This is a genomic window from Sphingomonas sp. SP6 (assembly GCF_058313435.1).
In genome coordinates this window covers 619,407-644,794 of the sequence record NZ_JBZFLG010000001.1, presented here as the reverse complement: position 1 = coordinate 644,794, position 25,388 = coordinate 619,407, and the positions used below count along the sequence as shown (strand labels likewise).

Below are 25,388 nucleotides of genomic sequence, written 5' to 3'. Positions count from 1 at the left end.
AAATCTCTCCCAACGGATCGGATCCTCGCGATCCATACCGATGGTTCGAATTGTGAGGCGTTGACGGACCCGTCAACCCCGAATCAGGTCAATGAATGTTGCTGGAGCACCCCTTATCGCCGCCGTGTTGCGGTGATGACACAGCCGATCGGCTTAGTAGCCGTTCAAGCGGCCGAAGCGGTCGCGGTGATATGCCGCATTTCCCCACATCGCCTCGACCACCGCGGAGCGCTTGAGGTACAACCCCGGATCATATTCGTCCGTCATCCCGACGCCGCCGTGGAGCTGGACCATCTCGCGGCTGACCAGCCTGAGCGTCTCGCCGGCGACCGCCTTCGCCAGGCTCGCCGCCTGATCGAGATCGGAGCGCTTTGCATCGACCGCCTCCAGCGCCGCCTCGACCACCGAGCGCATCAGCTGCAACTCGGTGAACATCTTCGCCATGCGGTGCTGGAGCGCCTGGAAGGTCGAGAGCACCTGCCCGAACTGCACGCGCTGCTTCAGATAATCGAGCGTCTGCGCGAACGCCGCCTCGGCCATGCCCAGCATCTCGGCGGTGGTCGCGACCGTCGCCAGGTCGATCGCGCGGGTGGTCAGGTCCGGGCCGCCGAGCGTCTCCGCGGCGGCGTCCTTGAACGAGACCATCGCATGGCTGCGGCTGTCGGCCATCCGGCGGGTCGATCTGGTGACCCCCGCGCCGTCGGCGACGAGGTAGAGCCCGTCGGTGGCGGCGACCAGGAACAGCTCGGCGGCATCGCCCTCCGCGACGAACGCCTTGTCCCCGGTGAGCCTGCCGTCTGCGACCGTCGTCGCGATCTTGGCGGGATCGTGGTTCGGTCCCTCGTCGACCGCAAGCGTCGCGACGACCTCGCCGGTCGCGAGCTTGGGCAGCCACTTCGCCTTGATCTCCTCCGACGCCGCCTCGGCGATCACCGTGGCGGCGACCGCGCTGGCCCCCAGCGGCGACGCCACCAGATTGCGGCCGAGCTGTTCCAGCACCAGTCCGAGCGACAGGAATCCGAACGCCGAGCCGCCGAACGCCTCGGGAATCGTCACTCCGAACCAGCCCATCTCGGCCTGCTTGGTCGCGGACTGCATGTCGAACCCGAACGCAGGCGCGGCATCGCGCATCTTGCGGAAGGCGCTGATCGGCGATTCGTTGTCCGCCCACTCGCGCGCCATGTCGCGCAGCATCACCTGTTCGTCGTTGAGGAGAGCCATTGTCGTCATGTCCTTCGTGGCGGGCGCAGTGGTTTGAGGCAGAGAGCGAGGAGACGGGCCGGGTGATCGGACGGGAGCAAATGCTGCTCCCTGCTCCGTGCGGTCACTGATGATCCAGCATCCCCAGGATCCGCTTCGCCACCACGTTGTTCTGGATCTCGGTCGAGCCGCCGTAGATCGACACCGCCTTGCCCCACAGCCAGCTGCGGGTCTGGCCAATCTCGGCCTCGGAGAAGCCCTCGCCCTCCCAGCCGAGCCCCTGCATTCCCATGGCCTCGAGGTTCAGCTCGGCGCGATCCTGGGTGATCCTCGCGCCCACGTTCTTCATGATCGAGGTCGCGGCGCTCGGCCCGGCATTGCCCTTCGCCTCGATCGCGGCGCGGCGGAGGGTGAGGGCGAAGGCGCGGGCATCCATCTCGTGCCTGATGACGCGGGTGCGCAAGTCCGCGTCGGCGATCCGCCCCTGCGCGTCCGTGCCGCGATACGTCTTGGCGATGTCCGCGACCCCGCTTCCCGCCATCAGCCGTCCCATCGAGCCGCCGCCGCCCGACAGCGAGTTGCGCTCGTGCTGGAGCAGCCTCGTGCCGATCTCCCACCCCTGCCCCTCGCGCCCGACCAGATTGTCCTTGGGGACGCGGACGTCGGTGAAGAACGTCTCGCAGAACGGAGACTGGCCGCTGATGAGCCGGATCGGCTTGGTCTCGACGCCTGGCGCCTTCATGTCGATCAGCAGGAAGCTGATGCCCGCGTGCTTCTGCGACTTGTCGGTGCGCACCAGCGCGAAACACTTGTCCGCCCACTGGCCGCCGCTGGTCCAGGTCTTCTGGCCATTGACGAGGTAGTGATCCCCCTTGTCCTCGGCGAACGTCTGCAAGCTCGCCAGATCGGACCCGGCCCCCGGCTCCGAATAGCCTTGGCACCACCGGACCTCGCCCTTGGCGATGGCCGGAATATGCTCCTGCTTCTGCGCCTCGGAGCCGTATTCGAGCAGGGTCGGCCCGAACATCATCACGCCCATCCCGCCGATCGGATTCCACGCGCCCGCGCGGGCCATCTCCTCCTGGAGGACGCGGGCCTCGTCGCGGGACAGCCCGCCGCCGCCATATTGCTTCGGCCAGCTCGGGACGCCCCAGCCCTTCTCGCCCATCGCCTCGCGCCAGCGGCGCTGCGGCCCCGTTTCCTCGCTCGGGCCCTCGACGGCCGACATCGCATTGTCGTTCCCGCGCAGTTCGGCCGGAAGGGTCTCGGTCAGCCAGGTGCGCACTTCCTGACGGAAGGTGTCGAGCGCGTCTGCGGGACGGTCGAGTTCGGCAGCGGTCGCCATGGCATCTCTCTCCGGAGCGATTCTAGAAGATCGGGTATGGCGTTGGCCATGCCACACGCCGGAGGCATTGAAAAGATCGCGCGCTTGTCCCCGGCGCCGCCGCCGGTAGGATGGCGGACGGGGCAAGCGGAGGGATCATGTTCCATCACCGGGCGGTGCCGATCGCACTCGCCGCGATCCTGATCGACACGATCGGCTTCGGGATCGTGCTGCCGGTCCTGCCCTCGCTCATCGTCCGCCTCGGCCAGGTCGACCTGCCGGCCGCGACCCGCATCGGCGGCTGGATGCTGGTCGCCTTCGCGGCGGCGCAGTTCTTCGCGGGGCCGATCCTGGGCAACCTGGGCGATCGTTACGGACGGCGGCCCGTGCTCCTCGCGGCGATGGCCGCGTTCTCCGCCGACTATCTGCTGATGGCGTTCGCGCCGACGCTCGCGTGGCTGTTCCTCGGCCGCGCGATCGCCGGCGTCGCTGGCGCGGTCTACGGCCCGGTCAATGCGGTCCTCGCCGACGTGACTCCGCCCGAGGCGCGCGGCCGCACCTTCGGCTACATGGGCTCGGCGTTCGGGGCCGGATTCATCGTGGGGCCGGCGATCGGCGGGCTGCTGGCGGGTTACGGGGAGCGCGCGCCCTTCGTCGCCGCGGCCGTCCTCGCGCTGGCGAACGCGGCGGCGATCGCCGCGCTGCTGCCCGAAACGCTCGCACCCGAGCACCGCCGACCGTTCGACTGGCGGCGCGCCAACGTGTTCGGCGCCTTTGCTCCCCTGTTCCGCGCCGGCGGGGCGACGCCGCTGCTCGTGGGCTCGCTCATCTGGCAGGTCGCGCACATGGTCTATCCCGCGACCTGGTCGTTCTGGGCGGAGCTCGCGCTCGGCTGGGATGCGCGCGCGATCGGCTGGTCGCTCGCCGCATCGGGGCTCAGCATGATGGTGGCCCAGACCTTCCTGACCGGCCGCGCCATCGCCCGCTTCGGCGAGGAGCGGACGGTGCTGATCGGGCTGGCCGTCGGGACCATCGTCTTCGGCTGCTACGCCGTCGCGCGGCACGGCTGGCAGGTCTATGCGCTGCTTGCGGTCGGGGCGCTGACCGGGCTGGTATTCCCGTCGATCAACGCGATCCTCTCGCGCCGGGTGGATGCCGCCAATCAGGGCGCCCTCCAGGGCGGGATGGCGAGCCTCGCCAGCGTGGCGGCGGTCGTCGGGCCGCTGGTGATGACCCAGGCGCTGGCGACCGGGTCCGAGCGCGGCCTGCCCGGCGGCGCATTCGCGCTCGCCTCCGCGCTCGCCGCCCTCACCTTCGCGGTGTTCCTGTTCGGCGTCGTCCGCCGCCGCGGCCCGCTCGCGTGACGGCCTAGAATCTCCGGCGCGCAGTCGCTACGCACCCGCGGCATGACAGAAGACCTGCGCGCCGCCGCGCTCGAGAGCAAGGCCTGGCCGTTCGAAGAGGCCCGCAAGCTCCTCGCCCGCTATCCGGCAGGCAAGCCGGGCGGCGCGCCGATCCTCTTCGAGACCGGCTACGGTCCCTCGGGGCTCCCCCACATAGGCACCTTCAACGAAGTGCTGCGCACGACCATGGTCCGCCGGGCGTTCGAGACCTTGTCGGATCAGCCGACGCGGCTCCTCGCGTTCAGCGACGACATGGACGGGCTGCGCAAGGTCCCGGACAACGTGCCGAACGGCGACATGCTGCGCGAGCATCTCGGCAAACCGCTCACCCGCATCCCGGACCCGTTCGGCACCCACGAGAGCTTCGCCGCGCACAACAATGCCCGGCTGCGCGCCTTCCTCGACCGGTTCGGCTTCGAGTACGAGTTCGCGTCGTCCACCGATTATTATACGGGCGGCCGCTTCGACGAGGCGTTGAAGGGCGTACTGCGTCACTATCAGGCGATCCTCGCGGTCATGCTGCCGACGCTCGGGGCAGAACGCCGCGCGACCTATTCGCCGGTGCTGCCGATCTCGCCCACGTCGGGGGTGGTGCTGCAAGTTCCCGTCGAGGTGGTCGACGCCGAAACGGGGCTGATCGCGTTCGAGGACGAAGGCGCGCGGGTCGAGCAATCGGTCCTCGGCGGCCGCGCCAAGCTCCAGTGGAAGGTCGATTGGGCGATGCGCTGGGTCGCGCTCGGCGTCGACTATGAGATGGCGGGGAAGGATCTGATCGACTCGGTCGTCCAGTCGGGCAAGATCGCGCGCGTCCTCGGCGGTCGCCCGCCCGAGGGATTCAACTACGAGATGTTCCTCGATGAGAATGGCGAGAAGATCTCGAAGTCCAAGGGCAACGGCCTCAGTCTGGACCAGTGGCTGACCTACGGGCCGGAGGAATCGATCGCCTTCTACGCCTATCGCGAGCCGCGAAAGGCCAAGCAGCTCCATTTGGGGGTGATCCCGCGCGCGATCGACGATTATTGGCAGTTCCGCGCGGCATATTCGACGCAGGAGCTGCGCGAGAAGCTCGGCAATCCCGTTCACCACATCCACGCCGGCGACGTGCCGGCGGAGACGATGCCGGTCGGCTTCGGCCTGCTCCTCAACCTCGTCAGCCTGCCCGGCGTCGGCGACCGCGAGACGGTGTGGCGCTTCCTTAGGCGCTACAATCCGGCGCTGTCACCCGAGGCGAATCCCAGCCTCGACACGCTGGTGGGGCTCGCGATCAACTACGCCCGCGATTTTGTCGCGCCGACGCTGGCTCGCCGCGCCCCGACCGCGGACGAGGCCGACGCGCTTGCCGAACTCGACGCCGCGCTCGCCCGGCTCGGTCCGGACGCCAGTGCGGAAGACCTGCAGACCGAGGTGTACGAGATCGGCAAGGCCCGGTTCGGCAAGGAGCGGCTGCGCGAATGGTTCAAGGTGCTGTACGAGACGCTGCTCGGGTCGAGCCAGGGACCCCGTCTCGGCAGCTTCTTCGCGCTCTACGGGGTGGAGAACAGCCGTAGGCTGATCGCCGAGGCCGTGGCGCGGGCCTAGCCGCCCAGCATCTCGGCGATCCTGCCCGCCAGGTCGGTCATCGCGAACGGCTTGGTGATCACCGCCATGCCGGGCTCGAGCTGGCCGTTGCCGACGGCGGCGTTCTCGGCGTAGCCGGTGACGAACAGGACCTTGAGCCCCGGCCGCATGGCCCGCGCCGCGTCCGCGACCTGACGCCCGTTCATCCCGCCGGGCAGCCCGACGTCGGTGATCAGCAGATCGATCCGCGCTGTCGACGCGATCACGCGAAGCCCGTGCGGACCATCCTCGGCCTCGATCGTCGTGTAACCGGTCTCCGCCAGCAGCTCGACGATCAGCATGCGAACCGTCGCCTCGTCGTCGATCACGAGCACCGTCTCGCCGGCGCCTCGCCCGACCGGCTCGCTTTGCGGCAGATCCGCGTCGGCGGGCGTCTCGGCGGCATGGCAGGGAAGATGGAGGCACATCGTCGTCCCGTGACCCACCTCGGACGACACCCGAACCTGCCCGCCGGACTGGCGGACGAACCCGTGGACCATCGACAGACCCAGCCCGGTGCCCTGACCGATCGGCTTGGTCGTGAAAAAGGGATCGAAGATGCGGTCGGCGATCTCGTCCGGGATGCCGACGCCGGTGTCGATGACGCAGATCGTCAGATACCCCCCCGGCGGCAGGTCGCGTTCGCGCGCCTCGCCCTCGTCCAGCCGTTCGTTCGCGGTCGCGATCGTCAGCCGGCCGCCGTCGGGCATCGCGTCGCGGGCGTTGATCGCCAGATTGAGGATCGCGTTCTCCAGCTGCGCCGCGTCGACCATGGTCGTCGACAGATCCGCCGCGGCGTCCACCTCGACGTCGATTCCCGGCCCGACGGTGCGCGCGATCAGCTCCTCCATGCCGAACACCAGCCGATTGACGTCGGTCGGCCTGGGGTCGAGCGTCTGCCGCCGGCTGAACGCGAGCAGCCGCTGGGTGAGCGCCGCGGCGCGCTGCGCGCTGGTCTGCGCGCCCTGAAGGAAGCGGTCGATCCCGTCGGTGCGGCCCTGCGCCAGCCGGCGCTCGATGATCTCCAGGCTGCCGCTGATCCCGGTGAGGAGGTTGTTGAAGTCGTGCGCGATGCCGCCGGTCAGCTGGCCGACCGCTTCCATCTTCTGCGCCTGGCGCAGCGCCTCGTGCGCCTCGGTCAGCTCCGCGGTGCGTTCGGCGACTCGGCGCTCCAGCGACTCGTTCGCCTCGCGCTCGGCCTGGATGAGCCGGGCGTTCTCGATCGCGATCGCCGCCTGCGCCGCCAAGCCCACCATCAGCCGCTCGTGCCGGTCGGTGAACAGCCCGGGCTCGGGATGGCCGAACAGCAATCCCCCCAGCACCGCGCCGTCGCGCGCCATCACCGGCACCGCGAGATAGCTGCGGACGGGGAGATGCCCGACGGGCATCCCGCCCATCTGTCCGTAGCGGGAGTCCGACAGGATATCGGCGGATCGCACGACGCCTTCGCCGCGAAAGGTCGGCTCGAACACTGCGGTGTTGCGCGGATTGGGGAATGCCTGGAACGCGCTCTGCTCCGCTCCCGACAGGGCATAGAGCATGTAGCTGAGACCATCGGCCTCCAGGACGTTGTATAAGAACGCGCCGTACGCCGCCCCCGACAGCGCCAGCCCCGCATCGGTGACGAGCTGGACGACCCGTTCGGGATCGGTTTCGACCAGGGTCGTCGCCGCGACCCGGTTCAGGGTCTCCAATGCCTGGGTCTGCTCACGCAGCGCACGTTCCGCGATCGTGCCTTCGGTGACGTCGAACCCCTCGCAGAAGACGCCGTTCACCCGGCCGGCGCCGTCGGTCAACGGCTCGTAGATGAAATCGAGGAACCGCTCCTCCGGCCCCTGCCCCGGCCGCGTGACCACGATCGGCAGCCGCTTCGCCAGGTAGCGCTCGCCGGTCGCATAGACACGGTCGAGGCGCTCGAACGCCAGTTGCGTCGCAAGGTCTGGGAAGACGTCGCGGATCGGCCGGTCGAGATAGTCCCGCTCGCCGAACAGCTCCCGGTAGGTGCGGTTCACGAACTCGAAGACATGGCGCGGCCCGCGCAGCACCGCGACGAACCCCGGCGCCTGCTCGACCAGGCGACGCAGCCGATCGATCTCGTCCGCGCGCCGACGGTCGCGCAGTACCCGGTCGGTGGTCTCGTTCCCTTGATTGAAGACCCCGGCCACCGCGCCGTTCTCGCCGCGGATCGGCGTCAAGCCGTAGTTCCAATAGGTCTCGCGCGCCAAGCCGCCGCGGACGATCGGCAGCATCTGGTCGAACGTCGAGATCGCCTCTCCATCCGCCATCACCGACGCGAACTGCGGGCCGACCACGCCCCAGATGTCGCTCCAAACCTCGGGTGCCGCCCGGCCCAGCGCCCAGGGGTGCCGATCGGCGGGGATCGGGGCCCAGGCGTCGTTGTAGAGCAGCCGCAGTTCCGGACCCCAATAGATCGCGGTGGGGAAACTGGAGTTGAGGCAGATGCTCAGCGCGGCACGGAGCGACTGCGGCCAACCGGCGGGCTCCCCGAGCGGAGTGGCCGCCCAATCATAGGCGCGGATGCGGGCGCCCATGTCGCCGCCGCCGGAAAGGAAGCCCAGGCTATCGGGAGACACCATCGCGGGGCGGGTCTAACCGACTGCCAAGCGTCGCGAAACCCGCACGTCCGTCATCGCCCGATCCGGTCCTCGACCAGCGCGATCGCACGCTGCACGCTCGCGTCGATCGACAGGAAGCTCGTGTCGAGCAGCGCCGCGTCGGGCGCGGCGACGAGCGGCGCGGTCGATCGGCCGCTGTCACGGGCGTCGCGGGCGCGGATGTCGGCGAGCACCTGATCGAAGCTGATCGACGAACCGCGCCCTTGCAGTTCGGCATGGCGCCGGCGGGCGCGGATCGACGGCGTCGCCTTGACGAACAATTTGGCGTCGGCGTCGGGCGCGATCACCGTCCCGATATCGCGCCCGTCGAGCACCGCCCCGCCCGCCTGGCGCGCGAACCGCCGCTGCCGCTGGAACAGCGCCGCACGGACCAGCGGATGCGCCGACACCACCGAAGCGAGCTGGCCGGTCTCGTCGTCGCGCAGCGCCGGATCGGCGAGCGTCGCGTCGTCGAAGTCGCAGGCGGCGACCGCATCCGCCTCGATCGTCGGGTCGAGCTCGAGCCGGCGCACCGTCGCCGCAACCGCGCGGTAGAGCAGACCGGTGTCCAGATGCGGCAGACCGTAATGGCGCGCCAAAGCCTTGGCGATCGTCCCCTTGCCCGATGCCGCGGGGCCATCGACGGCGATGATCATGCGCGCAGCCCGCCGAGCTGATCGAAGAATCCCGGATAGCTGGTCGCGACCGGTGCGGCGTCGTCGATCGTGATGGCCGCGCGCGCGTGCAGCGCGGCGACGGCCATGCTCATCGCGATCCGGTGATCGAGCCGGGTCGCGACCGTCCCGCCCCCGGGGATCGCCGCGCCGCCGGTCCCCTGGACGGTCAGTCCGTCCTCATGCTCCTCCACCGCGACCCCGTTCGCCGCGAGCGCCGCGTGCATCGCCGCGATCCGATCGGATTCCTTCACCCGCAGCTCGTGCGCACCGCGCGCGATCGTACGACCGCTGGCGAAGGCGGCGGCGGCGAACAGCGCCGGATATTCGTCGATCATCGACGGCGTCAGTTCGGGCGGCACGTCGATGCCGCGGAGCGGCGCGTGGCGGACGCGCAGGTCCGCGACCGGCTCCCCGCCCGTGCTCCTCGCCTCGACCTCCTCGATATCGGCGCCCATCATCCGCAGCGCCGCGATCAGCCCGGTCCGGGTCGGATTGAGGCCGACGTTCTCGATCGTCACCGCACTGCCCGGCACGATCGACGCGGCGACGATCCAGAAGGCGGCGGAGGACGGATCGCCGGGCACGACGATCCGCTGCGGCGTCAGTTCCGCCTCGCCGCGCAGCGAGATCACCCGTCCTTCGGGCGTCTCCTCGACGCTCAGGTCGGCGCCGAACCCGGCCAGCATCCGCTCGCTATGGTCGCGGGTCGGCACCGGCTCGATCACGCGCGTGATCCCGGGCGTGTTGAGCCCCGCGAGCAGCACCGCGGACTTCACCTGCGCCGAGGCGACCGGCAGCGTGTACTCGATCGGCACCGCCGGGCACATCCCGCGGACCATCAGCGGCAGGCGCCCGTCGGGCGAGGCGGTGATGTCCGCGCCCATGCGCGACAGCGGCGCGATCACGCGCGCCATCGGTCGCGTCGACAGCGAAGCGTCGCCCACGAAGGTCGGGGTGATCGGATGCGAGGCGACGAGCCCCATCAAGAGCCGCGTCGACGTCCCCGAATTGCCCATGTCGAGCGCCCGGTCCGGCTGAAGGAGTCCGCCGACGCCGACGCCGTTCACCACCCAGGTCCCGCCCTCGCGCGCGATCGTCGCCCCCATCGCGCGGAGCGCGGCGGCGGTCGCGAGCACGTCCTCGCCTTCCAGCAGCCCCTCGATCCGGCTTTCGCCGACGGCGAGCGCCGCCAGCATCAGCGCGCGGTGACTGATCGACTTGTCGCCGGGCACGCGGACGCGGCCGAACAGGCGTTCGGCGCGCGAAATCGTCAGCGGTCGGGCGGGGCTGTTCGGCATGGGGCAGGCGCTTTGACAGTCGCCTTGCGCTCTGGCAAGGCGCGCCCCAACTGGCGGCTCCACGCCGAAATCCACACATACGAAGGACAATCGACGGCATGATCAAGCCGGAATGGGGCACGAAGCGCACGTGTCCGAAATGCGCGACGCGGTTCTACGATCTGACCAAGGACGAACCCGTCACCTGCATCGCTTGCGGCTACGCCTTCAATCCCGAGGCGATCCTGAAGTCGAAGCAGCCGATGCCGTTCGAGGCCGCGAAGGTCGACAAGGCCAAGGCCGACACCGATCTGGCGGGCGACGACGAGGATCTGGACATCGAGACCGGCGAGGACGAGGAGCCCTCGGCCGACGACGAGGTCGATCTCGGCGGCGACGACGATCTGGGGGTCGAGACCGGCAAGGAAGACGAAGAGCAATAGGTCTGGCGGGCAAGCGCCGATCCGGCGCTTGCCAAGCCGGCGAGGCCCCGCTACGGGGCTGCCTCCCGAACGGATTGGGGCCGTAGCTCAGCTGGGAGAGCGCTGCAATGGCATTGCAGAGGTCAGGGGTTCGATCCCCCTCGGCTCCACCAATCCTGCCGATCTCCACACAGAAGGCGATGACGCCGCTGGGCGACTGAGCCGGGCGCTTGCCTGCGCTTCGGCCTTGCGCTATGGGCGCGCCGTTCGGCGGGCGTGTCCCGCGGAGGAAGGCGCGACGGCAAAGTCTCTCGCGCCCTTTTCGCATTAGCGTGATCCTCCGCAGACATCGCCTTCCGGGCTTCGCGGTCGCATCCGGCGGCCACGAGACACTCGGCTAGAAGACCGCCGGAGACAACCGGCCGGCCGGAAACATGACTTCGAGGATCTGACCCGCCTATGGCGACCCAAGCCCCCGCCCCGACTCGCGACGATTTCGCGGCCATGCTCGACGAGATGTTCGGCGGCGCCGACAGTTTCGAGGGCCGCGTCGTCCTCGGCACGGTGACCGGGATCGAGAACGATTTGGCCGTGATCGACGTCGGTCTGAAGTCGGAGGGCCGCGTGCCCCTCCGCGAGTTCGCCGCGCCGGGCCAGAAGGCCGACCTGAAGGTCGGCGACGAGGTCGAGGTCTATGTCGACCGCGTCGAGAACATGCACGGCGAGGCGATGCTGAGCCGCGATCGCGCCCGCCGCGAAGCCGCCTGGGACAAGCTCGAGGTCGAGTTCGCCAAGCAGGCGCGCGTCGAGGGCGTGATCTTCGGCCGCGTCAAAGGCGGCTTCACCGTCGACCTGAACGGCGCGGTCGCGTTCCTGCCGGGTTCGCAGGTCGACATCCGCCCGGTGCGCGACGTGACGCCGCTGATGGACATTCCGCAGCCGTTCCAGATCCTGAAGATGGACCGCAAGCGCGGCAACATCGTCGTGTCGCGCCGCGCCGTCCTCGAAGAGACCCGCGCCGAGCAGCGCACGGGGCTGATCCAGAGCCTCGCCGAGGGCCAGATCATCGAGGGCGTGGTCAAGAACATCACCGACTACGGCGCCTTCGTCGACCTGGGCGGGATCGACGGCCTGCTGCACGTCACCGACCTCAGCTACAAGCGCGTCGGCCACCCGAGCGAGATGATCAACATCGGCGACACCGTGAAGGTGCAGATCATCCGCATCAACAAGGACACGCAGCGCATCTCGCTCGGCATGAAGCAGCTCGAGAGCGATCCGTGGGACGGCGCGTCGGCCAAGTATCCGATCGGCGCCAAGCTGACCGGCCGCGTCACCAACATCACCGAATACGGCGCGTTCGTCGAGCTGGAGCCGGGGATCGAGGGCCTGGTCCATGTCAGCGAGATGAGCTGGACCAAGAAGAACGTCCATCCGGGCAAGATCGTCAGCACCTCGCAGGAGGTCGACGTGATGGTGCTCGAGGTCGACGCCGACAAGCGCCGCATTTCGCTCGGCCTCAAGCAGGCGCAGCAGAATCCGTGGGAAGCCTTCGCCGCCGCCCACCCGATCGGCTCGACGGTCGAGGGCGAGGTCAAGAACGCGACCGAGTTCGGGCTGTTCATCGGCCTCGACAACGACGTCGACGGCATGGTCCACATGTCCGACATCGCCTGGGGCGTGTCGGGCGAGGACGCGCTGGCGCTCCACCGCAAGGGCGAGATGGTCGAGGCGATCGTGCTCGACGTCGATGCCGAGAAGGAGCGCATCTCGCTGGGCATGAAGCAGCTCGAGCGTGGCGGCCCCTCGGTCGCCAGCGCGGCGGCGGGCGATCGTCTGGGCAAGAACCAGGTCGTCACCGTCACCGTGCTAGAGGTCCGCGACGCGGGGCTCGAGGTGCAGGCGGGCGACGACGGCTCGACCGGCTTCATCAAGCGGACCGATCTCGGCCGCGATCGTGACGAGCAGCGTCCGGAGCGCTATCAGGTCGGGCAGAAGTTCGACGCGATGGTGACCGGCTTCGACCGTTCCAAGAAGCCGACCTTCTCGATCAAGGCGATGCAGATCGCCGAGGAGAAGCAGGCGGTGGCGCAGTACGGCTCGTCGGACTCGGGCGCGTCGCTGGGCGACATTCTCGGCGCCGCGCTCAAGGCGCGCGACACCGATCGGTGACCGGATCGTGGCCGGCGGCGGCGATGTCCGCCGCCGGCCGCATTCGAGAGAAAAGTCGTTTCGGACCTATCACGATCTGGTCTTTATCTGTATCAACGTGCCCACATTTGCCGACTGCGGCTTAAGGGACCCGATGATGATCCGCTCCGAGTTGGTTCAGAAGCTCGCCGAGGCAAACGAGACTCTGTCGATCCGCGATATCGAGGCGGTGGTGGATGCCTTCTTCGAGCAGATCGTCGCCAGGCTCGCTGCCGGCGGCCGCGTCGAGCTGCGCGGCTTCGGTGCCTTCTCGACCCGCGCGCGCGACGCCCGCGTCGGCCGCAATCCACGCACCGGCGAGACGGTCGACGTGTCGGCCAAGCGCGTCCCCTACTTTAAGCCGGGCAAGGAGATGCGCGCCCGTCTGAACGTCTGAACGCGCTCGCGGCCGAGCTCGCCCTTGACGCAGGCGGCGTCATGGTCTTGCCCCCTTGCGGCGCGGGCGTGGCGGAATGGTAGACGCTGGAGACTTAAAATCTTTTGCCGCATGGCGTGCGGGTTCGAGTCCCGCCGCCCGCACCAGGAGGGTAGAGGGAGGAGCCGTCCCGTGATCCTTCGCCCGCTCGCCGCACTGGCTCTCCTGCTCGGCTTCGCCGCGTGCGACCGGCGGCCCGACAAGGGGCCGGTCGTCGCCAGCGTCATCGGGGGCGCTCCCGCCCTGCGCGACCCCTCCCGCATGCCACTCTCCGGATCGGACCGCGTCCTCACCGGGGCGGCGGCGCAAGGCCTGGTGTCGTTCGATGCGAGCGGCGCGATCGAGCAGGGGCTGGCGCAGCGCTGGATCGTCATCGACGGCGGCAGGACCTACATCTTCCGCCTGCGCGGCGCGCGGTGGAGCGACGGCGCTCCGGTCACCGCAGGCGAGGTCGTCGCCTGGTTGAAGCGCCAGATCGCCCGCGCGTCGCGCAATCCGCTCGCGCCCTATCTAACCGCGATCGAGGACGTGGTCGAGATGACGCCCGACGTGATCGAGATCGATCTCTCGCGTCCGCGCCCCGATCTGCTCGCACTGTTCGCCCAGCCCGAACTCGCGATCCGCCGTCCCCCGCGCGGCCCGGGCGGCGGACCGTTTCGCGCGGACCTGCTGGCCGGCGGCCGCCTGCTGCTCACCCCGCTCCCCGATCCGGACCGCGCAGTCGACGAGCAGCGTGAGACCACACCCGAAGACCGCGTGCAGCTTCGCGGCGAGCAGGCGGCGCGAGCGGTCGCGCGGTTCGCGGCGAAGATGTCCGACCTGGTACTCGGCGGGACGATCGCGGATTGGCCGATCGTCCAGGTCGCGGGCCTCGCGCCGGCGAACGCCCGGGTCGATCCGGCGGCGGGCCTGTTCGGTCTTGCCGTCGAGCACCGCGCCGGGCTGCTGGCGACGCCGGAAGGCCGCGCGGCGGTGGCGGAGGCGATCGACCGGTCTGCGCTCACCGCCAGCGTCGCGCGAGAATGGGTCCCGACCGAGCAGATCCTGCCCGCCCAGCTGGATTCGGCGGCGGCGCCGGCGCTCGCCGACTGGGTGTCGATCTCGCTCGAGGACCGCCGCGCCGACGCGCGCGCGATCGTCGGCGCGTGGCGCGACGCGCACGGGAATGCGGCGGCCCAAGTCCGGCTCGCGCTCCCTTCCGGGCCGGGCGGCGCGACACTGTGGGCGAGGATCGGCGGCGACCTGCTCGCGGTCGGCATCCGACCGGTTCGGGTCGCGCCGGACGAGCCCGCCGACCTCCGCCTGATCGACGCGGTTGCGCCCTACGACAGCGCGCGCTGGTACCTCGCCACCGCGTGCGCGGCTTGCGGCCTCGCCACGCCGCAGGGCGTCGAGGACGCCCGGACGGCGCCCAGCCTCGCGGCGCGCGCCGCCGCGCTGGCCGCCGCGGACGCCGAACTGGCGCGCGACGGCGGCTTCATCCCCATCGCGCGGCCGTTCCGCTGGTCGCTCGTCTCGCTCCGCCTCAAGGCGTGGCGACCGAACGGGCGCGCATGGCACCCGTTGAACCACCTGCGCGCCGATCCCACGTCAAGGCCATGACCGAACGCGCCCGCATCGACCCCGCGCTTTTCGACGCGCTGCCCCTCACCCGCGATCCGGCGGCGATCCGCCAGCGGATCGAGGTGATGGAGCGGCTGCTCGAAGGGATGTTCGTCATCCCCGGGATCAACCGCCGGGTCGGCCTCGACGCCATCCTGGGCCTCGTCCCCGTGTTCGGAGACATCGCCAGCGCCGGGCTCGGCGCGTGGCTCGTCTGGGAGGCGCGCAACCTGGGGATGCCGCGCTGGCAGCTGGCCCGCATGGGGGCGCGGGTCGGCTTCGACGCCTTGCTCGGGGCGGTGCCGCTGGTCGGCGACGTGGCGGACTTCCTCTATCGGTCGAACACCGCCAATCTCAAGACGATCAAACGTCACCTCGATCGCCATCACCCCTCGACCGTCACGGTCGAGCGCTGACCCGTTTGCGCCGCCCGATCGTTAGCGCCCCGATGGTCCCTCCTTGTCTTCGCGCCCTCGCGCCGCTGCTCCTTGCCGGCGCCGCCCCGGTCGGCACGCTCGCGGTGCAGGTCACCAACGTGCGCGACGCGCGCGGGGTGGTCCATGTCGATCTCTGCCCCCAGGCGCAGTTCCTCAAGGACGACTGCGCGCTGAGTGGCGACGCCCCCGCGCGCATCGGCACGACGACGGTGCTGGTCAGCGGCGTGCCCGCCGGGCGCTATGCGGTGCAGGCGTTCCACGACGAGAACCGCAACCGCAAGGTCGACCGCGCGCTGTTCGGCATCCCCAAGGAAGGGATCGGCTTCTCACGCGACGCGCCGATCCGCATGGCTCCGCCCAAATGGGAGGACGCGCGCTTCGACTTCGCCGGCGGTCGGCAGGCGATCACGCTGAAGATGCGCTACATGCTCGGAAGCTCCGGACCGGCGCGCTGATGCGGACTCCGATCCCGGCGATGGTCGCCGCCGGCGCCGCGCGGCCGTGGCGGACGACGCTCCTCTGCCTGATCCTTGCCGCGCTCGCCGCGGCCTTCGCGGCGACGAATTTCCGCATGACCACCGACACCGCCGAGCTGATCTCGCCGGAGGTCGCCTGGCGGCGGCATGAGCGCGCGATGGACGCCGCCTTCCCGCAGTTCAGCCAAGTGATGCTGGTCGTCGTCGATGGCCGGACCCCCGAGCTGGCGGAGGACGCCGCCGCGAAACTCTCGGCGACGATGACCGCCGATAAGGCCCATTTCCGCGCCGTACGCCGTCCCGACGGCGGCGACTTCTTCGCGCGCGAGGGGCTGCTGTTTGGCAGCGTCGCGCAGGTACGATCGACCACCGACGCGCTCGTCCGCGCGCAGCCCTTGCTGGGCCCGCTCGCGGCCGATCCGTCGCTGCGGGGAGTGGCGGCTGCGCTCGGGACCATGCTCGACGGCGTCGATCATGGCCAGGCGACCCTCGACGACGCCGCGCCGGCGATGCGCGGCATGGCGCGCGCGATCGACGACCGGCTGGCCGGACGGCCCGCCGACTTCTCCTGGCAACGCCTGTTCGCCGGCGGCGGCGCGCCCCCGCCGACCCGCCGCCTTATCCTCGCCAATCCCGTGCTCGACTATGCCTCGCTGATGCCCGGCGAGGCGGCTTCGGACGCGATCCGCACCGCCGCACGCGCGTTCCCCGGCGTCTCGGTCCGAGTCACCGGCGACGTCGCGCTCGCCGACGAGGAGTTCGCGACACTCCAGGACAATATCGGCGCGGTCGCGGCGGTGATGGTCGGCGCCATGCTGCTGACGCTGTGGCTCGGGACCCGCTCGGCCAAGCTGGTCGCCGCGATCGTCGCCACGATCGCCGCCGGGCTGACCGTCACCACCGCGCTCGGCCTCGCCGCGATCGGGCGGCTGAACCTGATCTCGGTCGCGTTCATCCCGCTGTTCGTGGGGCTCGGCGTCGATTTCGGCATCCAGCTCTGCGTCCGTGTCCAGGCCGAGCGTGCGGAAGGGGCGGACCTTCCCGGCGCGCTCGGCCGCGCCGGCGCCGCGCTCGGCGCGCCGCTGACGCTCGCCGCCGCCGCGATCGTGCTGGCGTTCGGCGCATTCCTGCCGACCGCGTATGTCGGCGTCGCCGAGCTCGGCGTCATCGCCGCGATCGGCATGGTCGTCGCGCTCGCCTTTTCGGTGACGTTGCTCCCCGCGCTCGTCGTGCTGTCCGGCCCGGGCAAGCCGAGCCGCGAGGTCGGCCTCGCCGCGCTCGTTCCGGCCGACCGCTGGCTCGCGCGCCACCGCCGCGCGGTGCTGATCGCGTTCGGCGTGTCGATGGCGCTCAGCCTCGTCTCGCTCTTCTGGGTGCGGTTCGACTTCAACCCGCTCCACCTGCGCGATTCGCAAGCCCCCGCGATGCGCGCGCTCGCCGACCTGACGCGCGACCCCAATGCCACGCCGAACACGATCGGCGTCCTCGCCTCAGATCCGGCGAGCGCCCGCGCGACCGCGGCGAAGCTCGCCCGCCTGCCCGAGGTCGCGCAGGTCGTGACCCTCGACAGCTTCGTGCCCGAGGACCAGCCGGCCAAGCTCGCGCTCCTCTCCGACGCCTCGCTCCTGCTCGACGTCACCCTCAACCCGTTCGATCTCCAACCCTCGCCGACCGACGCTGAGGCCGTCGCGGCGCTCACCACGACGGCTGCCCGCCTCCGGACGACCGCCGCAGCGCATCCCGGCGCAGGTGCGGCGGACGCCGCCGCGCTCGCGCGCGCGTTCGAGCGGCTCGCCAAGTCGGCGCCGGCGGTGCGATCGCAGGTTGCGGACATGCTCATCCGCCCGCTCGGCGTCATGCTGAACCAAGCCCGGACCTCGCTGTCGGCCGAGCCGGTCACGCTCGCCACCCTCCCTGCCGATCTCGTCCGCGACTGGCGCGCGCCCGACGGCACGTCACGCATCGAGGTCTTTCCGAAGGGCGACGCCAACGACAACACCGTCCTCGAACGCTTCCGCAAGGCGGTGGTCGCGGTCGCTCCCAACGCCTCGGGCGCGCCGGTCTCGACCCAGGCGGCGGGCGGCACGATCGCCACGGCCTTCGTCCAGGCGGGAGCGATCGGGCTGGCGCTCGTCAGCCTGCTTCTGCTCGCCGTGCTCCGCGACGTGCGTGAGGTCGCGTTCACGCTTGCGCCGGTCGTCCTCTCGATCTTCCTGACGCTGGGAAGCTGCGTGCTGATTGGCCAGCCGATCAACTTCGCCAACATCATCGCCTTCCCGCTGCTCGTCGGGGTCGGCGTCGCCTTCCACATCTATTTCGTCATGGCGTGGCGGGCGGGCGCGACCGCGCTGCTCTCGTCGAGTCTCGCCCGCGCGGTGCTGTTCAGCGCGCTCGCGACCGGCACCGCGTTCGGCGCCTTGTGGCTCTCCGATCATCCTGGGACCGCGAGCATGGGCAAGATCCTGATGATCTCGCTGGCATGGACGCTGATCTGCGCGCTGGTGTTCGAGCCGGCGCTGCTGGGACCGACTAAGGCCGAGGAGCCGGCGTAGCCCCGTCGGGATCGGCCAACGGATCGCTCAGCTCGGGCGCATCCGACGGCTTCGCCCCGGTCCCCGCCGGATCGGCGAGTGGTTCGCCCAGCTCGGGCGCGGCCGTCGCGCGGCGGCCGCGCGCCTTCAGGTGATCGATCTCCCCCTGCCGATCCTGAAGATATACCGAGCGCAGCGTCGCATAGGGATCGATCGCGCCATCGAAGAGCGCCTTCAGCTCGGCGTCCGCCTCCGCCCGCCGGTCGAGGCCCGTCAGCACCCCGCGCGGGATCTGATACTCCAGCCGGTCGAACGGCGTCCCGACCGCGAGCGGCAGCACCAGCCCCTCCGCTTGGCCGCCGATCAGGTCGCGCAGCGTCGTCGGGCCGACGAACGGCAGGAACAGGTACGGCCCCGGCTTCACTCCGTAGAAGCCCAAAGTGTCGCCCAGTCCGTTGGGCCGGTGCGGCAACCGCACTCCCGGCGTCTTGGCGAGGTCGAGCAGCCCCCCGAACCCCAGCGTGCTGTTGATCGCGAACCGCGTCAGCGTCTCGACCGCCTTGCCGACCTTCAGCTGGAGCAGGAAGTTGAGGAACACCAGCGGCTCGCCAAGATTGCCGAACACGTTGCGGAGGCCGTCGCGCGCGGGCTTGGGCACCGCGTGCCGGTAGGCCATCGCCGCGGGTCGCAGAATCGAACGGTCGAACGCCTGGTGGCGCCGGAACATCGAACGATTGAACTTCTCGAGCGGATCGCCCGGCGCCTTCGCGTCGACCTGGACGACGCCCGGCTCGGGCGATGTCGTCGGATCGGCCAGCGGGTCGCCCGGTCCGGAGGGAGCCGTGCTCGGGCTCGGCGCCGCGATCGTCGGCACGATCACCGGCGGCGGCACGACCTGCGGAGCAGGCGCCGCCGCCAGCGCGAGCGCGAGTGCGAGCGTCACCCGCCGGCCTTGGCGGCGAGCGCGTTCAGGTGGGCGATGAGCGCCCTCGCGCCGCCGTTCTTCATCACCCCGGCGAAGTCCGCGCGCCGCGTCGCGAGCTGGCTGATCGCGCTGCGGTAGAAGACGTCGATGATCTTCCACGATCCGCTCGACTGGCGCAGCCGATAGGCGAGCGCCTCGGACGAACTCTTGCCCTTGAGCGTCGTGCGGACGAGCTGGTCGCCGCCGCGCGATTCGACCTGTGGGTTCACGACGAAGCTCTCGCCCGCATAGGAATCGAAGTTCGACGCATATTGCGCGATCGTCAGCCGCCGGAAGGCGGCGACCAGCGCCTGCTGATCAGCGGGTGCGACCGTCGTCCAGGGCGTGCCGACCGCGAGGCGGGTCATCAGCGGCAGGTCGAAGGCGCGGTCGACCACCGGCGCGATCGCGGCGGCGCGGCCCTTCTGCCCGGCGGCCTTGCCCGCCTTCATGATCGACAGCAGCCCCGCGTCGAGCGCCTGGATCGTCGCGACCGGACCGGCCTGCGCGAACGCGGCGGTCGGCGCGGTCACGAACAGCGCGGCGGGGAGGAGGAAGCGGAGCATGGAGAACCTCTCGTTAGAAGCGGCGCGAGCCTCGCGTCAACGCGAAGCGCGCCTATGCACAGGCCAACTGAACGAGGGATGCATTCGCTTCGCTCCCGCGATATGGGGATCGCCATGAGCCTTCCCCTGTCGCAGATCGCGCGCATCGGCGCCTACACCCTGAAGCAGCACATCAAGGGCGGGAAATACCCGCTGGTGCTGATGCTCGAGCCGCTCTTGCGCTGCAATCTCGCCTGCCCCGGCTGCGGCAAGATCGACTATCCCGATCCCATCCTCAACCAGCGGCTGAGCTTCGACCAATGCATGGCGGCGATCGAGGAATGCGGCGCACCCGCGGTCTCGATCGCGGGCGGCGAACCCCTGCTCCACCGCGAGATGCCCCGGATCGTCGAGGGCTATATCGCGCGCAAGAAGTTCGTGATCCTGTGCACCAACGCGCTGCTGCTTCGGAAGAAGATCGACGACTACAAACCCTCGCCCTTCTTCACCTGGTCGATCCACCTCGACGGCGACAAGGGCATGCACGACCATGCCGTCGACCAGGAGGGGACCTACGAGGTCGCGATCGAGGCGATCAAGCTCGCCAAGGCCAAGGGCTTCCGCGTCCAGGTCAATTGCACGGTGTTCGACGGGGCGGACCCCGCGCGGCTGGCGGCGTACTTCGACACGATGGAGGAGCTGGGCGTCGAGATCACCATCTCGCCCGGCTATTCCTACGAGCGCGCCGCCGACCAGGAGCATTTCCTGACGCGCGAGCGGACCAAGAACTTCTTCCGGGACGTCTTCCGTCGCGGCGACGGCGGCAAGGCCTGGACCTTCACCAACTCGCCGCTGTTCCTCGATTTCCTCGCCGGCAACCAGACCTACGAGTGCACCCCCTGGTCGATGCCGCTGCGCACCGTCTTTGGCTGGCAGAAGCCGTGCTACCTCGTCGGTGAAGGCTATGTCGACACCTTCGCCGAGCTGATGGAGGGCACCGACTGGGACCAGTACGGGGTCGGTCGTTACGAGAAATGCTCGAACTGCATGGTCCATTGCGGGTTCGAGGGGACGGCGGCGACCGATTCGATTCGCAATCCGCTCAAGATGTTCGCGATCGGCCGCAAGGGCGTCCGCACCGAGGGTCCGATGGCCCCCGACATCGACCTGTCGATGGCGCGCCCCGCGGTCGACGTCCATTCGACCCATGTCGAGCGCGAACTCGAGCGCATCCGGACGGCCGATCCCGAAGGCTTCCGCCGGGTGCAGCGGGCGGCGTAACCGCCCGCCCTCGGTCACCCGGTCGCCGAATAGTCCATCGCCTCAAGGTCCGCGATCAGCCCCGGCCCGGTCGGCGTCCAGCCGAGCCGCTCGCGGGTGATCGCGCTCGATGCGGGCATGTCCATCGCGGCGAACATCCCGAACCAGCCGAACTCGGCGCCTGCGTCTTCGGGCGACACCGACGCCGTCGGCAGCCCGAGCCCATGTGCGACCGTGTCCGCAATCTCGCGTGCGCTCACACCGGCCTCGCCGACCGCGTGCCAGCGCGCACCGGGCTCCGCCGCTTCGATCGCCAGCCGGTAGAGCACCGCCGCGTCGGAAACGTGCCCCGCCGCCCAACGATTGGCGCCGTCGCCGACATAGGCCACGCGGCCGTTGCGTCGGACCATGTCGATGTAGGGGGTGATCAACCCCTGCTTCTCGGTGTCGTGAACCTGCGGCAGCCGCATGACCGAGACGTTGATCCCGGCGTCGAGCAGCGCGTTGCCCGCGTGCTCGGTCGCGATCCGCGGGTTCGGATGCGCGGGGTTGAACACGTCCTCGCGCGCCGGCTCGCCATGGTCGCCGCTGCCGACGCCGATCCCGGACGTGATCAGCAGCGGCCGGTGCGATCCTTTCAGCGCCTCCCCCATCGCCGCGATCACGCGCACGTCCTTCTGCGTGTTGGCGACGAAGTTGGTGAACTCGTGGTCGAACGCGCAGTGGATCACCGCATCCGCCCGCTCCGCCCCGGCGCGCAGCGTCTCCGGATGCTCCAAATCGCCGCGATGGACCTCGACGCCCGTCGCCTCCAACGTCCTCGCGCCCGCGTCCGAGCGCGTTAGGCCGAGCACGGTGTGCCCCGCCGCCAGCAACTCGGGGATGACATGGCGGCCGATGAACCCGGTCGCGCCCGTCAGAAAGATCTTCATCGTCTCACTCCGTCTGGTGTGTCGGTGCCAGATGCGCGACAGAGGTCCGACGAAGAAGACGTGAGCTTATACCGGTATGGCGACTGACAGGCTGACGCTCGGGGCCGATCCGCGCGCGCTCGGCAGCTACCTGCGCGACCGGCGCGGTCGGCTCGATCCCGCCCGGCTCGGGTTGCCGCTCGGTCGCCGCCGGACGCCGGGGCTCCGCCGTGAAGAGGTCGCGCAGCGCGCGAACGTCAGCGCGACCTGGTACACCTGGCTCGAGCAGGGTCGCGGCGGCGCCCCGTCGGCCGACGTGCTCGATCGGATCGCGCGCGCGCTGGCGCTCGGCGCGGCGGAGCGCGAACACCTCTTCCTGCTAGCGCAACAGCGACTCCCCGCGCCAAGCTACGAGCCCGCCGCCTCGGTCTCACCGCAGCTCCAAGCCGTCCTCGACTCGCTCACGCACAGCCCGGCGCTGATCCGCAACGCGACGTGGGACGCGCTCGCCTGGAATCGGGCAGCGCGCGCCGCGCTCGGCGACTACGCGGCGGTGTCGCCCGAGCAGCGCAACATCCTGCGGCGGCTGTTCGTCATCCCCCGCCCGGCGCACCTGCCCGACTGGGAAGGTGTCGCCCGCTTCGCCGTCGCCGCCTTCCGCGCCGACACCGCCCGCGCCGGCGCGACACGCGAGGCGGAGGCGCTCGCCGAGGAGCTCCGCCGGGCCGATCCCGATTTCGCGGCAATTTGGGATGATCACGACGTCCGCCATCACGGCGAGGCCACCAAGGTGATCAACGATCCGAACCGCGGCGACCTGACGATGCATTACACCGCCTTCGGGGTCGACGGTCAGCCCGACCTCACGCTCATCATCTACACGCCGGCGGCGGATGCCGACCGGGCGCAGATCGCGCGGCTGATGGCTCAGCTGCCCGACTAGCCGACCGACGCCAGCGCACGGCCGACGCCCGTCGCGCCGCGTTCGAGTGCCCGCATGGCTCGCGCGAAGGAGACACCGGTCTGCACCAGAGCGCCGATCTGGCCCGGGCGCGCGAGCAGGCTGCGCAGCACCGCCCCGACCGCGACGCTCCCGTCGGGTCGCATCGCCACCGCGACCGCCGGCGGCAGTTCGTGGTCAACCGTGTCGGAGATGCAGCGAACGATCGCGAACGGCAGCCCGCGCGCCGCGGCGATCCGCGCGACGACATGGCTTTCCATATCGACCGCGATGGCCCCTGTTCCGGCCCGTTCACGCTTGTGCGCACTTGCGCTCACCATCCCGCCGTCCGCGTAAACCGCCCCGATCCGGGCGCGCGGCAGAACGCGCGCGATCACGTGGGTCCAATCCCGATCGCAGCCGCGCTCCTCACGCCCGATCACCCGGTCACCGACGACCCAGTCACCGATCGCCAGACCGTCGATCAGCCCCCCCGCCATTCCGAAGCTGACCAGGCCCGCCGCGCCGATGCTCTCAGCCTCCAACCGCCGCGCCAGCCCCGTCTCGTCACCGCCGCCGGCCACGACGATCAGGCCGGGGGCTTGAATCGCCGCCGCCTCGCGTTTCGTCCCGGTCGCGACGACGATCCGCGTCACATCCCCCACGCGACGCGCTTGTCGTTCGACCGCCGCAGATTGCGATACCGCGCCATCGCCCAGAGCGGAAAGTATTTCGGATAACCATGATAGCGCAGGTAGAATACGCGCGGGAAGCCGCCGCCGGTGTAATGCTCCTGGCCCCAGAGCCCCTCCTCGTCCTGGTTCGCGGCGAGCCAGGCGACCCCGCGCGCCACCGCATCCGAATCGACCTCGCCCGCCGCCATCAGCCCGAGCAGCGCCCAGGCGGTCTGCGACGCGGTCGAGGGCGCGGGCGTGTGGCCGGTGCGGTCGAGCGCGTAGCTGTCGCAATCCTCGCCCCAGCCGCCGTCCGGGTTCTGCACCGCGCGCAGCCAGGCGACCGCGCGCGCGACCATCGGGTGCTCCGGCCCGAGCCCGGCGGCGTTGAGCGCGCACAGCACCGACCACGTGCCGTAGATGTAGTTGACGCCCCAGCGTCCGAACCAGCTCCCGTCCTCCTCCTGCGACCGCTCGAGCCAGCCGAGCGCCGCCGCCATCCGCGGCCCGTCGGTCTCCCCGAGCTGCGCCAGCATCGACACCACCCGAGCGCTGACATCGGCGGTCGGCGGATCGAGCAGCGCGCCATGATCGGCGAACGGCAGGTTGTTGAGATACTCATAGGCGTTGTCGGCGTCGAACGCGCCCCAGCCGCCATCCTTGGACTGGAGCCCGACGGTCCACTCGACCCCGCGCGCGATCGCCTCGTCGTAATCGGCAACGCGACCCCGCGCGCGGTCCATCGCCATCACCACGACCGCGGTGTCGTCAAGATCGGGATAATGGTCGTTGGCGTATTGGAACGCCCAGCCGCCGGGCCGCACGTCTGGCTTCTCGTCGGCCCAGTCGCCCTTCACGTCGAGCACCTGCCGCGGCTTCAGCCAGGCGAGCGCCGCATCGGCCTTCGCCTCCTCGCCCGCTTCCAGCAAGGCATGCGCGGCGAGCGCGGTGTCCCACACCGGGGAGACGCAGGGCTGGCAATAGGCTTCGTCCACGCCGACCACGAGGAGGTTCTCGACCGATTTCCGCGCGATCGCCCGCGCCGGATGATCTTCGGGATAGCCCAGGCAGTCGAACATCATCACGCTGTTGGCCATCGCCGGATAGATCGCGCCCAACCCGTCCTCGCCGTTGAGCCGTTCGAGCACGAAGTCCTCGCACCGCTTGAGCGCTTTCGCCCGCAAGCCCCTGGGCCACAGGTCTTCGCCCGCCTTAAGGGCGCGGTCGAGCGCGGTGAAGCCTGCGGTCCACACCCACTTGGTCCCGGCAGCCTTGCTCCCCGGCACGACCGGCGCGCCGGTGTAGAGTTCGTCGACCAGGACCCCCTTTGGATTGCGCGCCACCGGCTTGTAGGTCGCCAGCACGAGCAGCGGCACGACGACGGTCCGCGCCCAGTAGCTCATCTTCGACAAATGGATCGGGAACCAGCGGGGGGCCAGGATCAGCTCGGGCGGCATCGCCGGCGCGGCGTTCCATGGCCCGGCCCCGAACAGCGCCAGCTGGATGCGCGTGAAGACGTTGGTCGCCGCCGCCCCGCCCGCCCCCAGGATCGCCGCCCGCGCGCGTGCCATGTGCGGCGCGTCCACGTCGTCGCCGATCATCTTGAGCGCGTAATAGGCCTTCACGCTCGCGCTGACGTCGAACCCGCCGTCGTGGAACAGCGACCAGCCGTGGTGCGCCGCCGACTGGATGCGTCGCAGGTAACGGGCGATCTTCGCCTCCAGCGCCACATCGACCGTCTCGCCGAGATAATGCCGGAGCAGGACATATTCGGACGGGATGGTGCAGTCCGCCTCAAGCTCGAACACGAAATGCCCGTCCGGCTTTTGCTGGCGCGAAATCGCGTCGACCGCCCGCGCGACTGAACGGTCGACGACGGCGAGGTCTGGAAAGGGCGCGTGCATGGCC

The 25,388-nt window shown here is 70.1% G+C and carries 21 protein-coding genes and 2 tRNA genes; 13 read left to right on the top strand and 10 right to left on the bottom strand.

Features of this window, described 5'->3' with window-relative positions; all coding sequences use genetic code 11:
* Nucleotides 1-153: 153 nt before the first annotated feature.
* Nucleotides 154-1,221 carry an acyl-CoA dehydrogenase family protein gene (locus AC4GYY_RS03105; RefSeq protein ID WP_491118725.1) on the bottom strand — a complete coding sequence of 356 codons (1,068 nt, stop codon included), beginning with the start codon at nucleotides 1,219-1,221 and terminating at the stop codon, nucleotides 154-156.
* Nucleotides 1,222-1,324: 103 nt separating this feature from the next.
* Entirely contained in the window at nucleotides 1,325-2,545 is a 1,221-nt protein-coding gene (locus tag AC4GYY_RS03100; RefSeq protein ID WP_491118723.1) for an acyl-CoA dehydrogenase family protein, read from the bottom strand.
* Nucleotides 2,546-2,682: 137 nt separating this feature from the next.
* Here AC4GYY_RS03100 and AC4GYY_RS03095 point away from each other — a divergent pair, with 137 nt between their 5' ends.
* Together AC4GYY_RS03095 and AC4GYY_RS03090 are read left to right on the top strand one after the other, a co-directional pair.
* Nucleotides 2,683-3,888 (top strand): MFS transporter, encoded by a 1,206-nt coding sequence (locus AC4GYY_RS03095; protein WP_491118721.1) that lies wholly within the window; start codon nucleotides 2,683-2,685, stop codon nucleotides 3,886-3,888.
* A gap of 42 nt (nucleotides 3,889-3,930) precedes the next feature.
* On the top strand, nucleotides 3,931-5,505 hold the full coding sequence (locus tag AC4GYY_RS03090; protein ID WP_491118719.1) for a lysine--tRNA ligase: 1,575 nt from the start codon (nucleotides 3,931-3,933) through the stop codon (nucleotides 5,503-5,505).
* On the opposite strand, the gene AC4GYY_RS03085 is transcribed toward AC4GYY_RS03090, so the two are convergent.
* Genes AC4GYY_RS03085 through aroA form a run of 3 tightly spaced genes read right to left on the bottom strand, consistent with a single transcriptional unit; the run spans nucleotide 5,502 to nucleotide 10,113 of the window.
* Nucleotides 5,502-8,120 (bottom strand): ATP-binding protein, encoded by a 2,619-nt coding sequence (locus AC4GYY_RS03085; RefSeq protein ID WP_491118717.1) that lies wholly within the window; start codon nucleotides 8,118-8,120, stop codon nucleotides 5,502-5,504. The two genes, AC4GYY_RS03090 and AC4GYY_RS03085, sit on opposite strands and share 4 nt — an antisense overlap.
* Before the next feature lie 50 nt (nucleotides 8,121-8,170).
* Nucleotides 8,171-8,794: a (d)CMP kinase gene (gene cmk / locus AC4GYY_RS03080; RefSeq protein ID WP_491118715.1), complete on the bottom strand. Its 624-nt coding sequence runs from the start codon at nucleotides 8,792-8,794 to the stop codon at nucleotides 8,171-8,173.
* Entirely contained in the window at nucleotides 8,791-10,113 is a 1,323-nt protein-coding gene (gene aroA, locus AC4GYY_RS03075; RefSeq protein WP_491118713.1) for a 3-phosphoshikimate 1-carboxyvinyltransferase, read from the bottom strand. The genes cmk and aroA overlap by 4 nt, the downstream gene beginning before the upstream one ends.
* A gap of 98 nt (nucleotides 10,114-10,211) precedes the next feature.
* On the opposite strand from aroA, the gene AC4GYY_RS03070 reads away from it, so the two are divergent.
* The 9 genes from AC4GYY_RS03070 (at nucleotide 10,212) to AC4GYY_RS03030 (ending at nucleotide 18,207) form a co-directional block, all read left to right on the top strand.
* Complete coding sequence (locus tag AC4GYY_RS03070) at nucleotides 10,212-10,535, top strand: TIGR02300 family protein (protein ID WP_491118711.1); 324 nt, start codon at nucleotides 10,212-10,214, stop codon at nucleotides 10,533-10,535.
* A 76-nt stretch (nucleotides 10,536-10,611) separates the two neighbouring features.
* Nucleotides 10,612-10,687: transfer RNA gene (locus AC4GYY_RS03065), tRNA-Ala, on the top strand.
* A gap of 286 nt (nucleotides 10,688-10,973) precedes the next feature.
* A complete protein-coding gene (gene rpsA, locus AC4GYY_RS03060; RefSeq protein ID WP_491118709.1) occupies nucleotides 10,974-12,686 on the top strand; it encodes a 30S ribosomal protein S1 in 1,713 nt (570 codons plus the stop codon).
* A 136-nt stretch (nucleotides 12,687-12,822) separates the two neighbouring features.
* A complete protein-coding gene (locus tag AC4GYY_RS03055; protein ID WP_491119283.1) occupies nucleotides 12,823-13,101 on the top strand; it encodes an integration host factor subunit beta in 279 nt (92 codons plus the stop codon).
* Between the two features lie 62 nt (nucleotides 13,102-13,163).
* Nucleotides 13,164-13,247 (top strand) — tRNA-Leu (locus AC4GYY_RS03050).
* Between the two features lie 25 nt (nucleotides 13,248-13,272).
* Nucleotides 13,273-14,742 (top strand): ABC transporter substrate-binding protein, encoded by a 1,470-nt coding sequence (locus AC4GYY_RS03045; protein ID WP_491118707.1) that lies wholly within the window; start codon nucleotides 13,273-13,275, stop codon nucleotides 14,740-14,742.
* Entirely contained in the window at nucleotides 14,739-15,158 is a 420-nt protein-coding gene (locus tag AC4GYY_RS03040; protein ID WP_491118705.1) for a DUF4112 domain-containing protein, read from the top strand. Before AC4GYY_RS03045 ends, AC4GYY_RS03040 begins: the two co-directional genes overlap by 4 nt.
* Before the next feature lie 32 nt (nucleotides 15,159-15,190).
* Entirely contained in the window at nucleotides 15,191-15,634 is a 444-nt protein-coding gene (locus tag AC4GYY_RS03035; protein ID WP_491118703.1) for a DUF2141 domain-containing protein, read from the top strand.
* Nucleotides 15,634-18,207: an MMPL family transporter gene (locus AC4GYY_RS03030; RefSeq protein ID WP_491118701.1), complete on the top strand. Its 2,574-nt coding sequence runs from the start codon at nucleotides 15,634-15,636 to the stop codon at nucleotides 18,205-18,207. Before AC4GYY_RS03035 ends, AC4GYY_RS03030 begins: the two co-directional genes overlap by 1 nt.
* Here the strand turns inward: AC4GYY_RS03030 and AC4GYY_RS03025 are convergent.
* Together AC4GYY_RS03025 and AC4GYY_RS03020 are read right to left on the bottom strand one after the other, a co-directional pair.
* Nucleotides 18,185-19,129: an MlaA family lipoprotein gene (locus AC4GYY_RS03025; protein WP_491118699.1), complete on the bottom strand. Its 945-nt coding sequence runs from the start codon at nucleotides 19,127-19,129 to the stop codon at nucleotides 18,185-18,187. The genes AC4GYY_RS03030 and AC4GYY_RS03025 overlap by 23 nt on opposite strands.
* Nucleotides 19,126-19,716 (bottom strand): ABC transporter substrate-binding protein, encoded by a 591-nt coding sequence (locus tag AC4GYY_RS03020; RefSeq protein WP_491118697.1) that lies wholly within the window; start codon nucleotides 19,714-19,716, stop codon nucleotides 19,126-19,128. The genes AC4GYY_RS03025 and AC4GYY_RS03020 overlap by 4 nt, the downstream gene beginning before the upstream one ends.
* Before the next feature lie 114 nt (nucleotides 19,717-19,830).
* On the opposite strand from AC4GYY_RS03020, the gene hpnH reads away from it, so the two are divergent.
* Nucleotides 19,831-20,976 carry an adenosyl-hopene transferase HpnH gene (gene hpnH / locus AC4GYY_RS03015; RefSeq protein WP_491118695.1) on the top strand — a complete coding sequence of 382 codons (1,146 nt, stop codon included), beginning with the start codon at nucleotides 19,831-19,833 and terminating at the stop codon, nucleotides 20,974-20,976.
* 14 nt (nucleotides 20,977-20,990) lie between these two features.
* Here the strand turns inward: hpnH and AC4GYY_RS03010 are convergent, their stop codons facing one another.
* Nucleotides 20,991-21,887 carry an SDR family oxidoreductase gene (locus AC4GYY_RS03010; RefSeq protein ID WP_491118693.1) on the bottom strand — a complete coding sequence of 299 codons (897 nt, stop codon included), beginning with the start codon at nucleotides 21,885-21,887 and terminating at the stop codon, nucleotides 20,991-20,993.
* Nucleotides 21,888-21,963: 76 nt separating this feature from the next.
* Between AC4GYY_RS03010 and AC4GYY_RS03005 the strand changes: the two genes are divergently transcribed.
* Nucleotides 21,964-22,809 carry a helix-turn-helix transcriptional regulator gene (locus AC4GYY_RS03005; RefSeq protein ID WP_491118691.1) on the top strand — a complete coding sequence of 282 codons (846 nt, stop codon included), beginning with the start codon at nucleotides 21,964-21,966 and terminating at the stop codon, nucleotides 22,807-22,809.
* On the opposite strand, the gene AC4GYY_RS03000 is transcribed toward AC4GYY_RS03005, so the two are convergent.
* Together AC4GYY_RS03000 and shc are read right to left on the bottom strand one after the other, a co-directional pair.
* Nucleotides 22,806-23,471 (bottom strand): phosphorylase family protein, encoded by a 666-nt coding sequence (locus AC4GYY_RS03000; RefSeq protein WP_491118689.1) that lies wholly within the window; start codon nucleotides 23,469-23,471, stop codon nucleotides 22,806-22,808. The genes AC4GYY_RS03005 and AC4GYY_RS03000 overlap by 4 nt on opposite strands.
* Nucleotides 23,459-25,384: a squalene--hopene cyclase gene (gene shc, locus AC4GYY_RS02995; RefSeq protein ID WP_491118687.1), complete on the bottom strand. Its 1,926-nt coding sequence runs from the start codon at nucleotides 25,382-25,384 to the stop codon at nucleotides 23,459-23,461. Before shc ends, AC4GYY_RS03000 begins: the two co-directional genes overlap by 13 nt.
* Between the last annotated feature and the right edge of the window lie 4 nt (nucleotides 25,385-25,388).